Consider the following 13,938-nt stretch of genomic DNA (forward strand, 5'->3'; position numbering starts at 1 on the left):
GTTGTCCCTGTGCACGTTCGTGGTCGTGACGTCGGAGATGCTGCCGATCGGCGTGCTGACCCCGATGGCCGACGGCCTGGGGATCAGCCCGGGTACGGCGGGGTTCAGCCTGTCGATCACCGGCCTGGTGACCGCCGTCACCGCACCGGCGGTCCCGCGCGCGCTGGGGGCGCTCGACCGGCGCGTGGTGCTGGCCGTGGCGATGGTGGTGCTGGCCGTCGGCAACGCCCTGACCGTGGCGGCGCACGGCTTCGGCCTGCTGGTCGCCTCCCGGATCATCATCGGGCTGGGGATGGGGGCGGTGTGGGGCCTGGCGTCCGCGGTCGCGACGCGGCTCGTCGCACCCCGCCATGCCACGCTCGCGGTGTCGTTCACCGTCAGCGGGGTCGCGGCGGCCTCGGTCGTCGGCGTTCCCCTGGGCACGCTCGTCGGCAACACGTTCGGCTGGCGTGCCGCGTTCGCCTCGCTGTCCGCCGTCGCGGTGCTCCTCGCCGCCGGGCTGCTGCTGGCGCTTCCCCGCCTTCCCCGCCCGGCCGCGCCGGCCGGGACGGACCACCGGGCCGTCAGCGAACCGCTGCTGCGCAACGCCCCGGTGACCGTCGGACTGGCACTGATCGTCTTCCTCGTCACCGCGCACTTCGCCGCGTACACCTACGTACGGCCCGTCCTCGAAGAGCGCACCGAGGCGTCGCCCGGGACCATCGCCCTGCTCCTGCTGGTCTACGGACTCTTCGGGCTGGCCGGCAACTTCGCCGCCGGCGCCCTGGCGGCACGCCGCGCGCGCCTCACGGTGCTGGGTCTCACGGCCGGGATCGGCGCGTCCGTCGTGCTGCTCGCGGCCCTCGGTACCGTCGCCGGTGTGACCGGCGTCGGCATGGCCCTGTGGGGGCTGACGTACGGCGGGCTGTCGGTGGCCGGCCAGCTCTGGATGACGCAGTCCGCACCCCACCGCGCCGAACACGTCACCGGCCTCTACGTCGGTGTCTTCACCGCGGCCATCGCCCTCGGCGCCTTCCTCGGCGGCACCGTCGTGGAGGCGTCCGGCATCACGTCCCTGCTGTGGAGCGCCGCCGCGCTCACGGCCGCGGCCCTCGCCGTCGGGGTGTTCGGCCCCGGCCCCGCCCCGGAGGGGAAGCAGGAGCCGGAGCCGTCCGTCGCGACGCCGTGAGTCCTTGGGCCGAAGCCCCGGGCTACAGGCCCGGGATCCGGCCGTTGCGGAACAGGTCCGCGAAGATCTGGTGGTCCTCCCGGGCCCGGGCGCCGTAGCTGTGGGCGAAGTCGGTGAGCAGGTCCGCGAAGCCCGTCTCGTCGGCGGCGATCGCGGTGTCGATGGCCCGCTCGGTGGAGAACGGCACGAGCGAGTGGCCGCTGGTGTCGTCGGCGGCGGCGTGCATGGTGGCGGTGGCCCGGCCGAGGTCGGCGACGACGGCGGCGATCTCCACCGGGTCGTCGATGTCGGACCAGTCGAGGTCGACGGCGTACGGCGAGATCTCCGCGACCAGCTGCCCGGCGCCGTCGAGCTCGGTCCAGCCCAGCCACGGGTCGGCGTGCGCCTGCAGGGCGCGCTGGGAGATCACCGTGCGGTGGCCCTCGTGCCGGAAGTACGCGCGCACGGCCGGGTCGGTGATGTGCCGGGAGGCCGCGGGGGTCTGCGCCTGCTTCATGTAGATGACGACGTCGTTCTCCAGGGCGTCGCTGTTGCCCTCCAGGAGGATGTTGTACGAGGGCAGGCCGGCGCTGCCGATGCCGATGCCGCGGCGGCCGACGACGTCCTTGACGCGGTGGGAGTCGGGGCGGGCCAGGCTGCTGCCGGGCAGGGTCTCCAGGTAGCCGTCGAAGGCGGCCAGGATCTTGGAACGGGTGTCGGCGTCCAGGGCAATCGAGCCGTCGCCGTCGAGGAAGCGCCGGTCGTGCCCGCGGATCCCGGTCATGGTCGCCAGGAGCCCGAACCGGGTGCGGGCGCGGGCCTCGCGCAGGGCGTCGAGGAGCGGGCCCTGCGCCGTGTCGAGGGNCGGCGTCCAGGGCAATCGAGCCGTCGCCGTCGAGGAAGCGCCGGTCGTGCCCGCGGATCCCGGTCATGGTCGCCAGGAGCCCGAACCGGGTGCGGGCGCGGGCCTCGCGCAGGGCGTCGAGGAGCGGGCCCTGCGCCGTGTCGAGGGTGAAGGGCGGCACATCGTCGCTCTTGGCACCGGTGGCCAGGGCGTGGACGCGCTCGCGGTAGGCGGCGGCGTAGATCCGTACCAGCTCGGTGATGGTGTCGTCGCTGAGCGCCTTGGCGTGGCCCAGCAGGGCCACGGAGGCGGCGAAGCGCTTGAGGTCCCAGAGGAACGGGCCGACGTAGGCCTCGTCGAAGTCGTTGACGTTGAAGACCAGGCGGCCGTTGGCGTCCATGTAGGTGCCGAAGTTCTCGGCGTGGAGGTCGCCGTGGATCCACACCCGGCGGGTGCTGTCGTCCAGGTACGGTCCGGCGTCCCGCCCGTCGGCCAGGTCGTGGTAGAAGAGGCAGGCCGTGCCCCGGTAGAAGGCGAAGGCGGAGGCGGCCATCTTCCGGAACTTGACGCGGAAGGCGGCCGGGTCGGCTGCCAGCAGCTCTCCGAACGCGGTGTCGAAGACGGCGAGGATCTCCTCGCCGCGCCGGCCGGCCCGGTCGTGCTCGAGCGCCATCGCTGGTCCTCCTGGGGGTTCATCATGCGGACGCGTGTGCGCTCGCCGTTCCACGCGTGAGGTTATCGCCGTGGGCCCGGGGCTGTCGGTGGGGGCCGGCCTGCCCGCCGGCGCGGAAGACCGGCACTTCCGCAACCACCGGGGCCCACCCGTACGGGTGAGCACACTCCCACACCGGCCCCCGCCCCGCGCGATGCTGGCACCGTGACGATCAGCGAACGACGTGGCCCGCACCGCCGGGGCCTGCTCGCCGCGGCCGGGGCGGCGCTGCTGCCGGGCCTCCTCGCCGCGGGCCGCGCCCGGGCCGACGGGCCGCCCGCTCCCGACAGACAGGTGGCCGCGGGGCCGAAGACGCTGGCGCTGACCTTCGACGACGGACCGAGTCCGCTCCACACACCGCGGGTGCTCGACGTGCTGGACCGGTACGACGTGCCGGCGACGTTCTTCGTCCTGGGCGCCAACGTCGCCGCGTACCCGGACGTCACCCGGCTGATCGCCGGGCGGGGGCACGCGCTGGGCAACCACACCTGGGCGCATCCGGACCTGGGCACGCTCTCCCGGGCGCGGATCCGGGACGAGATCGTGCGCACCCAGGACGTCGTCGCCGACGCCACCGGCCGCGTCCCGGCGCTCTTCCGCGCCCCGGGCGGTCACTTCGTCACCGCCGCCCTGGAGATCTGCGCGGATCTGCGCCTCCGCGCGGTCTCCTGGTCGGTGGATCCGGAGGACTGGTCGCGGCCCGGTGTCGACCACATCGTGCGGACCGTCCTCGACGGAGCCCGCACCGGGGCGATCGTCCTCCACCACGACGGGAGCCTCGTCGACCCCGAGGGGCAGAACCAGCAAGCGGAGAGGGACCCGAAGACCGACCGCTCCCAGACCGTCGAGGCCCTCAAGACCTACCTGCCGCGGCTCCTCGACGCCGGCTACCGCTTCACCACCGTCCCGCCGCTCCCCCGAGCCGTCCGGGGATCCTCTTTCGGGTGACGGATTTCGGGTGACGGGCGGAGGGGCGGTCCTGCCCCGGGCCTCCTGCCCACCGGAATCGGGCGCCTCCGCCCGCGTTCGCCCGCCCCGTCGGCACGGCACAGTTGACTGCCCCAAGGCCCATACCCCCCATACCCCAACGCCCCAACGCCCCTGAAGGGACAGTTCGCTTGAGGAACACGCCCACGTCTCACCCCACTTCGCCTTCCCTCCGGCCCGCCAGACGCGATCTCCTGCGCCTCGCGGCGCTCGCCGGAGCGGCCGCGGTGGCCGGTGCGGCGGCTCCCGCGGCCGCCGCGGAGCCGGACGGCGGGAACGGGCGCCTGGCGGGACGGGACTTCACGACCCTGCCGATCGCGGAGGAGAAGGTGGCGCTGACCTTCGACTGCGGCAGCGGCCCGGACGGTGTCGACGCCGTCCTGGCGGCCCTCGGGACGCGCGCGCTGCCCGCGACCTTCTTCATGACCGGGCGGTTCGCCTCCGCGCACGCCGCGGCGGCCCGCCGTATCGCCGGGGCGTACCCGGTGGGCAACCACTCCATGACCCACCCCGCGTTCCCCGGGCTGCGGCGGGAGCAGCGCGTGGAGGAGGTCCGGTCGGCGGCCTACGCGATCGAACGGGCCGTCGGACGGCCTCCGGTGCCGCTGTTCCGGTTCCCCTTCGGGGAGGTCGACCGGGAGTCGATCGCCGACGTCAACGCCGAGGGGTACACCTGCGTCCGGTGGACGGTGGACACCCTGGGCTGGAAGGGCGCCGCGGCGGGCGTCACCACGGACACCGTCGTCGCCCGCGTCCTGGACGCCCTCACCCCCGGCGCCATCGTGCTCATGCACGTGGGACGCACCGGCACCGCGGATCCGTCGACCGTGGACGCGACGGCGCTGCCCCACGTGATCGAGGCGATCGCCGGCCGGGGGTACGGGTTCACCTCACTGGAAGCCCTGATGGGCTGACGGGCCGCACCGAGCGCGTCAGCCCCGCGGCCCCCGCAGCGCCGGCGGCTTGCGGTACGCGGACGGCGGGGCGGGCGCGGGGACGGCCGCCGGAAGGCCGGACCGCTCCAGGCAGCCGAGCTTCCCGGCCATCGTGCGGGCCGCCGAGTGGAGGACGGTCATCAGCAGATGGCCGCGCTCGGGCCCGTCGATCTCCGTGTGCGCCCTGTCGGGCCACAGGTCGAGGGAGGCACCCACGACGGGAGGTGCCGGCCCGCCGAGCCCGCCGGCCCCGCCGAGCCCACGGTCACAGCGGAAGCCGAGGAACGCGGTCTTGCGGTCGGCCGTTCCGATGAGCCCCATGCGGTAGTACCGCTGGTCGGCGCTCAGCCGGTCCGGCCAGTCCGCCCAGCGGTCGGGGTGGACGAACTCGACGGTGAACAGCGGACCGTCCTTCGTGCTGCCCGCCTCGTGGACGCGGCAGACGACCGACCGCGATTCGCTGATCCCCGCGTTCCCCCGGAGCCGTCCGGCCGCGTCCTCGAACGTCATCCCCTTCTCCTCCCCGAAGTCCTTCCCGAGGTCCTTCCCTCCCCCCTGCCCCAGCCGGTCCAGCGCCCCCACCGCGGCCGCGTTCAGGGACCCGTGGCACAGCTCCGCCGTGGGGACGCCGGCCGCTTTCCCGGCCCCTCCCCCCTCCGACGTGCACGCCGCCGAGGTCAGCGCCGCGCACAGCGTCAGGGCGAGCAGGACGCGTCGTCTACGGGGTGTACGGCTTGTGGCCGCGGTACTGGTCGGTGGCGGCTCCGGTGCCGATGTAGGCCTGCTTGATCCGGTCGGAGATGGTTCCCGTCGCGTCCGCGGCATCGGCACCGGTCCCGTATTGTCGCTCGTACTTGGGGATTTCGTACTGTTCCGCCGTCTTGCCCAGGGCAGAGACACCGTTCTCGAACAACGTCGACGAATCGACGGGCGCCGGCAGCTGGGGGCCGTGGAACAGCAGGTCGTTGTGGAAGAGTTTGGCGAACTCGACGGCTCCGCCCATGGCGACGGGCACGACGAGCCCCCACGGGCCCGATTTGCCGACCACGCTGACGATGCCGTTGGACACCGCGGGTCCACTGGCGCTGATCCCGACCCGCGTCCAGTCGGTCGACTCCTTGTAGGCGGCCTCGGCGGCCGCCTTGTCGTGCTGGTACGTGGCCTCGATCTGCGCGGCCCTCGAATGGTCGAGGATGCCGCGCACCTCGGCCTCGGTCAGCAGCGCCCGGCGGGAGTGGGCGTAGTCCGCCAGCCCGTCGGCCGGCGGGTTCTGGGCGAACCGGTCGACGGTGTAGAGGTGTTCGGCCTGGTTCATGATGCCGTGGGACTCCGCGTTCTGCCCGAGCACGCTGAGGAAGTCGATCGCCTGCTTGCCGCCGAAGTCGGCGCGGCCGCGGTAGGCGGCGGGGAAGGCGTCGTTGTTGCGCAGGCTGTCGTTGCCCGCGCCCGACACGTTGTAGTTGAGGTCGTCGACGTACGTCCCGCCCATCACGCCCAGGCTGGTGGCCATCCCGGGCTGGTCGTGCAGGAGCCGGGGGCCGTCCTTGCCGCCGTACACGTGGACGACCTGCTCCATGACGTCCGCGGTGGCGGCGTTCCGCCGGCTGCCGCCCGCGGCGAAGATCTCGGGGTCCTTGCCGCTCAGCTCCCCTGCGTCCCAGGCGTAGCCGGTGGTCGCGGCGGTGAGGGCGTGGCCCAGTGCCTCGTGGCCGGTGAGATTCCTGGGGCCGCCCGGCACCTGGCCGTCGAAGACCCAGTTGCGCTTCTCCACGAGGTAGGAGAAATGGGAGTTCACCGCGTCCTTGCCGCCGCCCTCGGGCTTCTTGAAGAACTCGGTGGCGGCCTCGGGGCTGTGGCCGAGCCCTTCCAGGAATCCCGCCACCGCGTCGTGGCCGGTGTCGCCGCGCCGCCGGCCGATGAGGTTCAGGGTGTCGGTGTCGGCGGTGTTGGACCAGAAGGGGTATCCCTTCTTGGTGTTGTTCTTGGCGTCCCAGGTGAGCAGTTTGCCGCCGTACGCGCTCATGAAGCGCTTGTCGTAATCGCCGGTCCGCATGAGATTGCTCATGACCTGGAAGCCGTACGGGTGGGTCGCCGCGCCGCTGTCGAGCCGCTCGGGGCCCATCCGGATCATGCTGTCCTTCCACTCCCGCATGGCGGGGGTGTCGGAGTGCGAGGCGGTGGCGAGGGTGGTGCCGAGGCTCCGCTGGAGGCTCTCGGCCGCGGGCCACCAGACCTTTTCGTCGATCTTCGTGCCGGGACGGTCGGGGTTGCGCGGGTGCGTGGCGTTGAACCACAGCTGGAGGGTCTTCTCCGGGCCGACCCGGGTGGCGAACTGCTCGGCGAAATCGGGGACGTTGCTGTGCCGGGCCATCGCCTCCGACAGCTCCCGCAGCTGGTCGGAGGTCATCTTGCCGTTGGGCATGCCGGTCAGCCGGACGGCCCGGTCGAGGTCGGCGGCCGTCTCCTTGCGGGCCTCGGCCAGGCTGTCGTACGCCTTGGCGTTGAAGCCGCGGTCCTCGCCGTTGACGTCGGAGCTCAGGGCCATGGCGAGGGCGCTGTCCGCCTGGGCGGCCTGCTCGATCGCCTTGCGGGTGCGCTGCCGGTAGTGCTCGAAGGTCTCCTGGTACGCCTTGGTCAGGTTGGCGCGGTGCGGCTCCTCCTCGCCGGTGAGTTCGAGGCGGAGGGAGCCGTCCGCCGGGTTGAGCCTGAGGTGCTTGTGCCCGGCGAGCTCCCGCTCGATGGCCTCCAGCGCCTTCTTCGCCGCGTCGAACTGTGCCAGGCCCTCGCTCATGACGTTGTAGACGTGGAGGGATTCCTCGACGGCGGCGCTCAGTTGCTTCTGGAGCCCCGCGAACTTCTCGCCCGCCGCCTGTGCGGCCTTCCCCTCCCAGGCGGGGGCCTCCAGTCCGCGGGTGACGTTGTTGTACAGGTTCAGCTGAATCTGCTGGAATTTATCCGGCGCCTGCCGCCACTTCGCCACGGCCTCGCGGAGCGGTCCCAGATTCGCCGTCCTGACCTCGTGGTACCCGAGTTGTCCGGTCATCACTGTTTTCCGTCGTCCGTGCCGTTGCCGCCGCCCTTGAAGGATTGCGCGTGCTTCTTGTCCTCCGCGGTGAAAGCGTCCGCCGAGGCGCTCAGCGCCTTGGCGGTCGCGCTGAACTGCCTCTTCACATGGGCCATCTGGTCGAGCCAGCGCTGCTGGAAGGCCCGCAGGGCCTCGTCGGCCGTGAAGCCCGCGAGGGTGCCGGGCACTTCCCCGGTCTCACGCATCACCTCGTCGTCCGCCTTGAGGAATTGACCGCGCACCTCCTCCGCCCTGCCCGCCCGGGATTTCAGCAGGGAGGACGTCACCTTGAGCTTCCCCGCACCCCCGCTGCCGCCGCCTCCCTCACCTCCCGCCGACGCGATCCGCAGGCGTCCGGCTTCCGTATCGGCCCGCGGAACCTGGAATTTCGCCCACTTTTCCTCGTATGACACGCATTCCCCTCCCTTTGCCCGGTCGGGCGGGTCCATTTCCCCGAGGAATCGACCCGCCGCGGAGCGGAATGTAAATACCGAAAGAAAACACGAGGTGACGTCCGCCCGACCGCCGCCTGGACACCCGGTGTGGTGCCCCGGCGGACGGACGACGGCGCGGGGGCCAACCGGGCGTACCTCCACCACTGTTTGCTTTCGCGGAGGAATGGACCGGAATCCGACCAAGCGTCAGGACACACCCAACACTTCCGCCACCCCCGACCCGACCCGTACGCTGACGGCCGTCCTCCAGTTGAAGATCGCCTCCCGGGAACCGTCTGATGATGCCGATAACGGAGGCCGTGTCCCTGGGTCTGGTCGCGGGCACGGCCACCGCCGCTGTGATCGCCGCGCCGTTGCTGGTCCGCGCCCGCCGTCTGACGGCCCGGCTGCGGGACGAACTGGCCACCGCCACCGGGCAGCACCAGCAGCTGACCGCGTATCAGCGCGCCTGGGAGAGCGAGCTGGACCACCTCGTCGGCACCCGGCTGCCCGCGGTGCTGGAAGGGGCGCCGGAGGTTCCGGGTCCGTTGCACGGCGGTACGGCCCCTGCGGACGGTACGGGCGGTACGGCGTTCGGGGCGCGGCACGAGGCGCTGCTGGACCGTACGGCGACCACCGTCCGGAGGCTGAAGGCCCGCGAGGACTCCGGGCGGGCGGCGTTCCTGGTCATGGCGGACCGGATCCAGGTGATGGCCCTCGCCCAGCAGCAGGGACTCGACGTGCTCGAACAGAGCGCGGAGGACCCGGTCCTGATGGCCGGTCTGATGCGGGCCGACCACGCCGCCGCGCAGCTGGCCCGGCAGGCGCAGACCATGAAGGTGCTGTGCGGCGCGTGGCCCGGCCGGCAGTGGCCGGAGGCGGTGTCGCTGCTGGACGTGGTGCGCGGCGCGCAGTCGCGGATCCTGGAGTACCAGCGGGTGCGCGTCCAGGGGGCGCGGGACGCCGCCGTCGAGCCGCGCGCCGTCGAGGCCCTGATCCACGCCGTCGCGGAGCTGCTCGACAACGCCACCCGTTACTCGCCCCCGACCGTGACCGTGCTGGTGGGCATCCGCCCGGTGCACAGCGGCGCCGTCATCGAGATCGACGACGGCGGGCTGGGGATGACCGAACAGGCCCTCGCCGAGGCCGAGGTGCGCCTCGGCGGCGGCGCGGTGGCCGAGGGCCGGGGCCTCGGCGCCAAGCCGCAACTCGGCCTGGCCGCCGTGGGCATGCTGGCCCGGCGGTACGGCTTCTCGGTGAAGCTCGACTCGCCGTCGGCCTACGGCGGGGTCCGGGCCGTCGTCCTCGTCCCGTCCGCCCTCCTGACGCAGGGTCCCGCCGCACCCGCCACCCCGGCACCGCCGCGGGCCCCCGGGCTCCGGGAGCACGCGCAGGAGCAGCTCCGGGAGCACGCGCGGGAGCAAATGCGGGAGCACGCGCGGGAACAGCCGCGGGAGCCCGTACCCGAGGACGCCCCGGCGGCCCTCCCGCAGCACACCCGGCCCGAGCCGACGGCCCGTCAGGACATGCCGCGTTCAAGGGAACAGGGCCTCACGCCGGAGCGGCCGCGGGAGCAGCACCCGACGCCGGAACCGCCCGCGACCACCCCCGGCGGCCTGCCCCGCCGGCGCAGCCGTCGCGCGGCGAACCAGGATGCCCCGGAGCCCGTACGCCGGGCCGCTCCGGCGGCGGAGCCCGTCCGGTCGCCGCAGCAGGCCGCCGACTTCATGAGCAGCCTGCAGACCGGTACCCGTCAGGGCCGGGAGGAGGCGGCGGCGTCCGCCGGGACGCCACAGGCCACAATGGCGGCGGAAGGGGCGGGTCCGGCCGGTGCGGCGGACGCGGCGCGAGCGACGGGGCCCACGCGGCCCCGGGAGCCCCACGACAGCGAAAGGGAATCGCGTTGAGTACGAACGGGAATCTGGAGTGGCTGCTCGCCGACATCCTGCGGGTGCCCGCGGTGCGGCACGCGCTCGTGGTGTCCCGCGACGGGCTGCGGCTGGCCGGTTCGCCCGACATATCCACCGACGACGCCGACCGGCTGTCGGCCATCTGCTCCGGCCTGCTCTCCCTCGGCCACGAGGCCGCGGCCCAGCTGGCCGGTGACGGGAGCGCCCCGCGCCAGGTGATGGTGGAGTTCGACGGCGGGTTCCTGTTCCTGGTGGCCGCGGGGCCGGGCGCCTCGCTGGCCGTCGCCACCGCGGCGGACGTGGACGCCGGGCTGGTCGCGCGGGAGATGCAGCACATGGTCGTGCGCATCGGGCAGCACCTCAGCAGCCCGCCCCGCGCCCGTACCGCCACTCCGTGAGCGGTACGGCCGGCGCGGGACCGGTACGCCCCTACGTGATCACCGGCGGCCGGGTCGCCCCCTCCCGTGACACCCTCGCGCTGGAGACCCTGGTGGTCGCCACCGACGCCGACGAGGCCCCCGAAGGCGCGGGGCCCGCGGCCGGCCTGAGCCCGGAGTGCGCCGAAATCCTGGACCTGTGCGGCCGGTTGCTGTCGGTCGCGGAGGTCGCCGCCCATCTGCGCCAGCCCGTCGCGGTGATCAAGGTGCTGCTCGCCGACCTGCTGGACGCCGGCCTGGTCGTCGCCCGTCCCCCGGTCACGGCCGCCGACCGGCACGACCCCGCCCTGCTGAAAGAGGTACTCGATGGACTCCGCCAACTCTGACGGCGGCCGCTATCTGCCCCCCACCGTGCGCACATCCGTCAAGATCGTGATCGCGGGCCCGCTGGGCGTGGGCAAGACCACTCTGATCGGTTCGCTCAGCGAGATCCCGCCGCTGCGCACCGAGGAGACCATGACGCAGGCCGGGCAGGGCGTGGACGACGTGCTGCCGGGCAAGTCCACGACCACCGTGGCCATGGACTTCGGGCGGATCACGCTCAACCGGCGGCGTGTCCTCTACCTCTTCGGCACCCCGGGGCAGCCGCGTTTCTTCCCGCTGTGGCGGCATCTGACGCACGGCGCGCTGGGCGCCCTCGCCCTGATCGACACCCGGCGGCTGGAGGCGAGCTTCGACGTCCTGGGCCACCTGGAGGACCTGGGCGTGCCGTTCGCCGTCGCCGCCAACGCGTTCCCCGACGCGCCCGCCCACCCGGCGGAGGAGCTGCGGGAGGCGCTGGACCTGCTGCCGGAGACCCCGGTGATGCTCTGCGACGCCCGCGACCGGTCGTCCAGCGCCCGTGCGCTCGTCACCCTCGTCGACCACCTGTACACCACCGCCGCCGCCCTGGAGGCACCCGCGTCATGACCACCCCGACCCCGGCGGAGCCCCCGGCCGGCTGCCCGGCCCACCACGCGCCGTCGGGCCCGGCGCCCGCCGCCCTGTACGGGCAGGTGCTGACCGGCGACACCCACGCGCTGTACGCGCGGCTACGCCGCGAGCACGGGCCGGTCGCCCCCGTCGAGCTCGAACCGGGCGTCCCCGCCTGGCTGGTGATCGGCTACCGCGAGCTGCTGGAGGTCACCCGCAACGAGGAGTGCTTCTCCCACGACTCGCGCCGCTGGCGGGCCCTCCGCGAAGGGCTGGTGCGTCCGGACTCGCCGCTGCTGCCGATGATGGGCTACCGCCCGACCGTGCTGTTCGCCGACGGGCCGGTGCACCGCCGCCTCTACCGCGCCGTCGGCGACGGCTTCGCCCGCCTCGACCAGCACCGGCTGCGGCACAGCATCGCCCAGCTGTCGGACATGCTCATCGACGCGATCGCCCCGCGCGGCGAGGCCGACCTGCTGGCCGAGTACGCGCTCCAGCTGCCGCTGTGGGCCGCCTCCCGGATGCTCGGGCTGGCCGACGCCGTCGCGCCCGAACTCATCGCGGCCGTCCAGGGCATGGTGGACAGCGGACCCCGGGCGGCCGCCGCCAATCAGACCCTCCAGCGGATCCTGGGCGACCTGGTGCGCCGCAAGTCCGCGGAACCGGGCGAGGACCTCACGTCCTGGCTGCTGGCCCACCCCGAGGGCCTGTCGGCCGAGGAGGTCATGCACCACCTGGCCGTCATCATCGTCGCGGGCAACGGCCCCGCCGCGAACTGGACGGCCGCGACCATCCGCCTCCTGCTCACCGACACCCGATTCCGCACCCACGTCACCGGCGGCCGGCTCACCGTGGACGCGGCGCTGGACGAGGTGCTGTGGCGCGACGCGCCCGTGCAGAACTTCCCCGGCCGCTACGCCACCCGCGACCTGCGGTTCGGCGGGCAGCACATCCGTGAGGGGGACGCGCTGCTGCTCGGCATCGCCGCCGCCAACCACGACCCCGCCGTCCAGCCGCCGGACGGTCAGATCGTCCCCGGCAACCGCTCCCACCTGGCCTTCGGCGCGGGCCCGCACACCTGCCCCGCCCGCGACCAGGCCCGGGTGATCGCGCACACCGCCGTCGACACCCTCGTCCACCGCCTGCCCGACATCCGGCTCGCCGTGCCCGCCGGGGACCTGGCCTACCGGCCGTCCCCATGGGCCCGCGCCCTCACCGCCCTGCCCGTGCACTTCACCCCAATCCAACACAGCACACCCGTTCAACACAGCACCTCTGTCCAGCACAGCACCCCCGTCCCGCACCGCACCGCCGCCGTTGGAGGCCCGTCATGGACAGCAGAACCGACGCCCCGCTCTTCCGCCTGGACGTGACCGGCGCCGATCTGGACGGCGAGATACGGCGGCTGCGCGCCATCGGCCCGGCCGTCCGCGTCGAGCTCCCGGACGGGATACCCGCCTGGGTGGTCACCCGCCACGGGCTGCTGCGCGAGCTGCTCACCGACCCGCGCGTCGTCAAGGACCCGGGCAACTGGAGCGCCCTGCAGGACGGTTCGGTCCCCGAGGGCTGGCCGCTCGTCAACTTCGTCGCCAAGGCCGGCATGATCACCGCCGACGGCGACGACCACCGCCGCCTGCGGACCCTCGTCACCCAGGCGTTCACGCCCCGCCGCATCGCCGGTATGCGGCCGCCCGTCGAGGCCACCGTCCGGAATCTCCTCGACCGCCTCGGCGAGCAGCCGCCCGGCCCGGTCGACCTGCGCGTGCTGTTCGCCTACCCACTGGCCATGCGGACCATCGGCGACCTGCTCGGCGTCCCGGAGGAGCGCTACGACGAGTTCCGCGCCCTCTCCGCCAGCCTGACCAGCAGCGCCACCGGCCCCGACGAGGTCATCGCCACCCGCCGCCGGCTGCTCGCCCTGCTCGCCGCCCTCGCGGCCGAGAGGCGGGCGCGGCCCGGCGAGGACATCACCTCCGACCTGATCGCCGCGCGCGAGGACGGCGACCGGCTCTCGGAGGAGGAGCTGATCGGCACCCTCCTCCTCATGCTCGTCGCCGGCCACGGCACCACCCTCAACCTCGTCACCAACGCGGTCCGCGCGCTCCTCACCCACCCGGACCAGCTGGCCCGCGTCGTCTCCGGCGAACAGCCCTGGTCGTCCGTGGTCGAGGAGACCCTGCGCCGGCACTCGCCCGTGGGCCACTTCCCGATGCGCTACGCGAAGGAGGACATTCCGGTGGAGGGCGCGGTCATCCGGCGCGGCGACGCCATCCTGGCCTCGTACGCGGCGGCGGGCATCGACCCGGAGCAGTACGGGCCGACGGTGGACGACTTCGACATCGGCCGCGAGAACAAGCGCCACCTCACCTTCGGCCACGGTGCCCACTTCTGCGTCGGCGCCGCCCTGGCCCGGCTGGAGGCGGAGGTGGCCCTGCCGGCCCTCTTCGCGCGCTTCCCCGGCCTGTCGCTCGCCGTCCGGCCGGACGAGCTGACGCCGCTCCCGTCGTTCATCAGCAACAGCTTCCGGACACTGCCGGTGCTGCTGGGCTGATCCGG

12 protein-coding genes and 2 pseudogenes are annotated in these 13,938 nt (G+C 73.4%); 9 read left to right on the forward strand and 5 right to left on the reverse strand.

The genetic code is table 11. The features are described 5' to 3' along the window. Positions 1-25: 25 nt before the first annotated feature. Positions 26-1,168: an MFS transporter gene (locus tag HN013_RS16175; RefSeq protein ID WP_312018618.1), complete on the forward strand. Its 1,143-nt coding sequence runs from the start codon at positions 26-28 to the stop codon at positions 1,166-1,168. Between the two features lie 22 nt (positions 1,169-1,190). On the opposite strand, the pseudogene HN013_RS16180 reads toward HN013_RS16175, so the two are convergent. Then, positions 1,191-1,922 (reverse strand): annotated as a pseudogene (locus HN013_RS16180) (DUF2252 family protein); the annotation flags it as partial. 151 nt (positions 1,923-2,073) lie between these two features. Next, a pseudogene (locus HN013_RS34150) lies at positions 2,074-2,664 on the reverse strand (DUF2252 family protein); the annotation flags it as partial. A gap of 204 nt (positions 2,665-2,868) precedes the next feature. Here HN013_RS34150 and HN013_RS16190 point away from each other — a divergent pair. Then, positions 2,869-3,651 (forward strand): polysaccharide deacetylase family protein, encoded by a 783-nt coding sequence (locus tag HN013_RS16190; RefSeq protein WP_312018619.1) that lies wholly within the window; start codon positions 2,869-2,871, stop codon positions 3,649-3,651. 266 nt (positions 3,652-3,917) lie between these two features. After that, positions 3,918-4,604 (forward strand): polysaccharide deacetylase family protein, encoded by a 687-nt coding sequence (locus HN013_RS16195; RefSeq protein ID WP_171166845.1) that lies wholly within the window; start codon positions 3,918-3,920, stop codon positions 4,602-4,604. Positions 4,605-4,622: 18 nt separating this feature from the next. Here the strand turns inward: HN013_RS16195 and HN013_RS16200 are convergent, their stop codons facing one another. The 3 genes from HN013_RS16200 to HN013_RS16210 form a co-directional block, all read right to left on the reverse strand. Further along, positions 4,623-5,135: a hypothetical protein gene (locus HN013_RS16200; RefSeq protein WP_171166846.1), complete on the reverse strand. Its 513-nt coding sequence runs from the start codon at positions 5,133-5,135 to the stop codon at positions 4,623-4,625. Positions 5,136-5,343: 208 nt separating this feature from the next. Beyond that, positions 5,344-7,668, reverse strand: coding sequence for a DUF6571 family protein (locus HN013_RS16205; RefSeq protein WP_171166847.1), 2,325 nt, complete (start codon positions 7,666-7,668; stop codon positions 5,344-5,346). Beyond that, entirely contained in the window at positions 7,668-8,102 is a 435-nt protein-coding gene (locus tag HN013_RS16210; RefSeq protein WP_171166848.1) for a hypothetical protein, read from the reverse strand. Before HN013_RS16210 ends, HN013_RS16205 begins: the two co-directional genes overlap by 1 nt. A gap of 320 nt (positions 8,103-8,422) precedes the next feature. Between HN013_RS16210 and HN013_RS16215 the strand changes: the two genes are divergently transcribed. From HN013_RS16215 to HN013_RS16240, 6 genes are read left to right on the forward strand one after another with little or no spacing between them, the layout of a single operon-like run. Further along, on the forward strand, positions 8,423-10,030 hold the full coding sequence (locus HN013_RS16215; protein WP_171166849.1) for an ATP-binding protein: 1,608 nt from the start codon (positions 8,423-8,425) through the stop codon (positions 10,028-10,030). Further along, complete coding sequence (locus HN013_RS16220) at positions 10,027-10,431, forward strand: roadblock/LC7 domain-containing protein (RefSeq protein ID WP_171166850.1); 405 nt, start codon at positions 10,027-10,029, stop codon at positions 10,429-10,431. The genes HN013_RS16215 and HN013_RS16220 overlap by 4 nt, the downstream gene beginning before the upstream one ends. Further along, a complete protein-coding gene (locus tag HN013_RS16225; RefSeq protein ID WP_171166851.1) occupies positions 10,428-10,796 on the forward strand; it encodes a DUF742 domain-containing protein in 369 nt (122 codons plus the stop codon). Before HN013_RS16220 ends, HN013_RS16225 begins: the two co-directional genes overlap by 4 nt. After that, positions 10,777-11,379, forward strand: coding sequence for an ATP/GTP-binding protein (locus HN013_RS16230; RefSeq protein ID WP_171166852.1), 603 nt, complete (start codon positions 10,777-10,779; stop codon positions 11,377-11,379). The genes HN013_RS16225 and HN013_RS16230 overlap by 20 nt, the downstream gene beginning before the upstream one ends. Then, entirely contained in the window at positions 11,376-12,755 is a 1,380-nt protein-coding gene (locus tag HN013_RS16235) for a cytochrome P450 (RefSeq protein ID WP_212764401.1), read from the forward strand. Before HN013_RS16230 ends, HN013_RS16235 begins: the two co-directional genes overlap by 4 nt. Next, positions 12,713-13,933: a cytochrome P450 gene (locus HN013_RS16240; RefSeq protein ID WP_171166853.1), complete on the forward strand. Its 1,221-nt coding sequence runs from the start codon at positions 12,713-12,715 to the stop codon at positions 13,931-13,933. Before HN013_RS16235 ends, HN013_RS16240 begins: the two co-directional genes overlap by 43 nt. Positions 13,934-13,938: the final 5 nt, after the last annotated feature.

It is taken from the genome of Streptomyces sp. I05A-00742 (genome assembly GCF_013055795.1).
GTDB lineage: Bacteria > Actinomycetota > Actinomycetes > Streptomycetales > Streptomycetaceae > Streptomyces.

What these genes read in the sequence shown, in the direction of transcription:
- HN013_RS16200 (WP_171166846.1), bottom strand. Translation starts at nt 5,135, where the DNA reads ATGACGTTCGAGGACGCGGCCGGACGGCTCCGGGGGAACGCGGGGATC.
- HN013_RS16205 (WP_171166847.1), bottom strand. Translation starts at nt 7,668, where the DNA reads ATGACCGGACAACTCGGGTACCACGAGGTCAGGACGGCGAATCTGGGA.
- HN013_RS16215 (WP_171166849.1), top strand. Translation starts at nt 8,423, where the DNA reads ATGATGCCGATAACGGAGGCCGTGTCCCTGGGTCTGGTCGCGGGCACG.
- HN013_RS16230 (WP_171166852.1), top strand. Translation starts at nt 10,777, where the DNA reads ATGGACTCCGCCAACTCTGACGGCGGCCGCTATCTGCCCCCCACCGTG.
- HN013_RS16235 (WP_212764401.1), top strand. Translation starts at nt 11,376, where the DNA reads ATGACCACCCCGACCCCGGCGGAGCCCCCGGCCGGCTGCCCGGCCCAC.
- HN013_RS16240 (WP_171166853.1), top strand. Translation starts at nt 12,713, where the DNA reads ATGGACAGCAGAACCGACGCCCCGCTCTTCCGCCTGGACGTGACCGGC.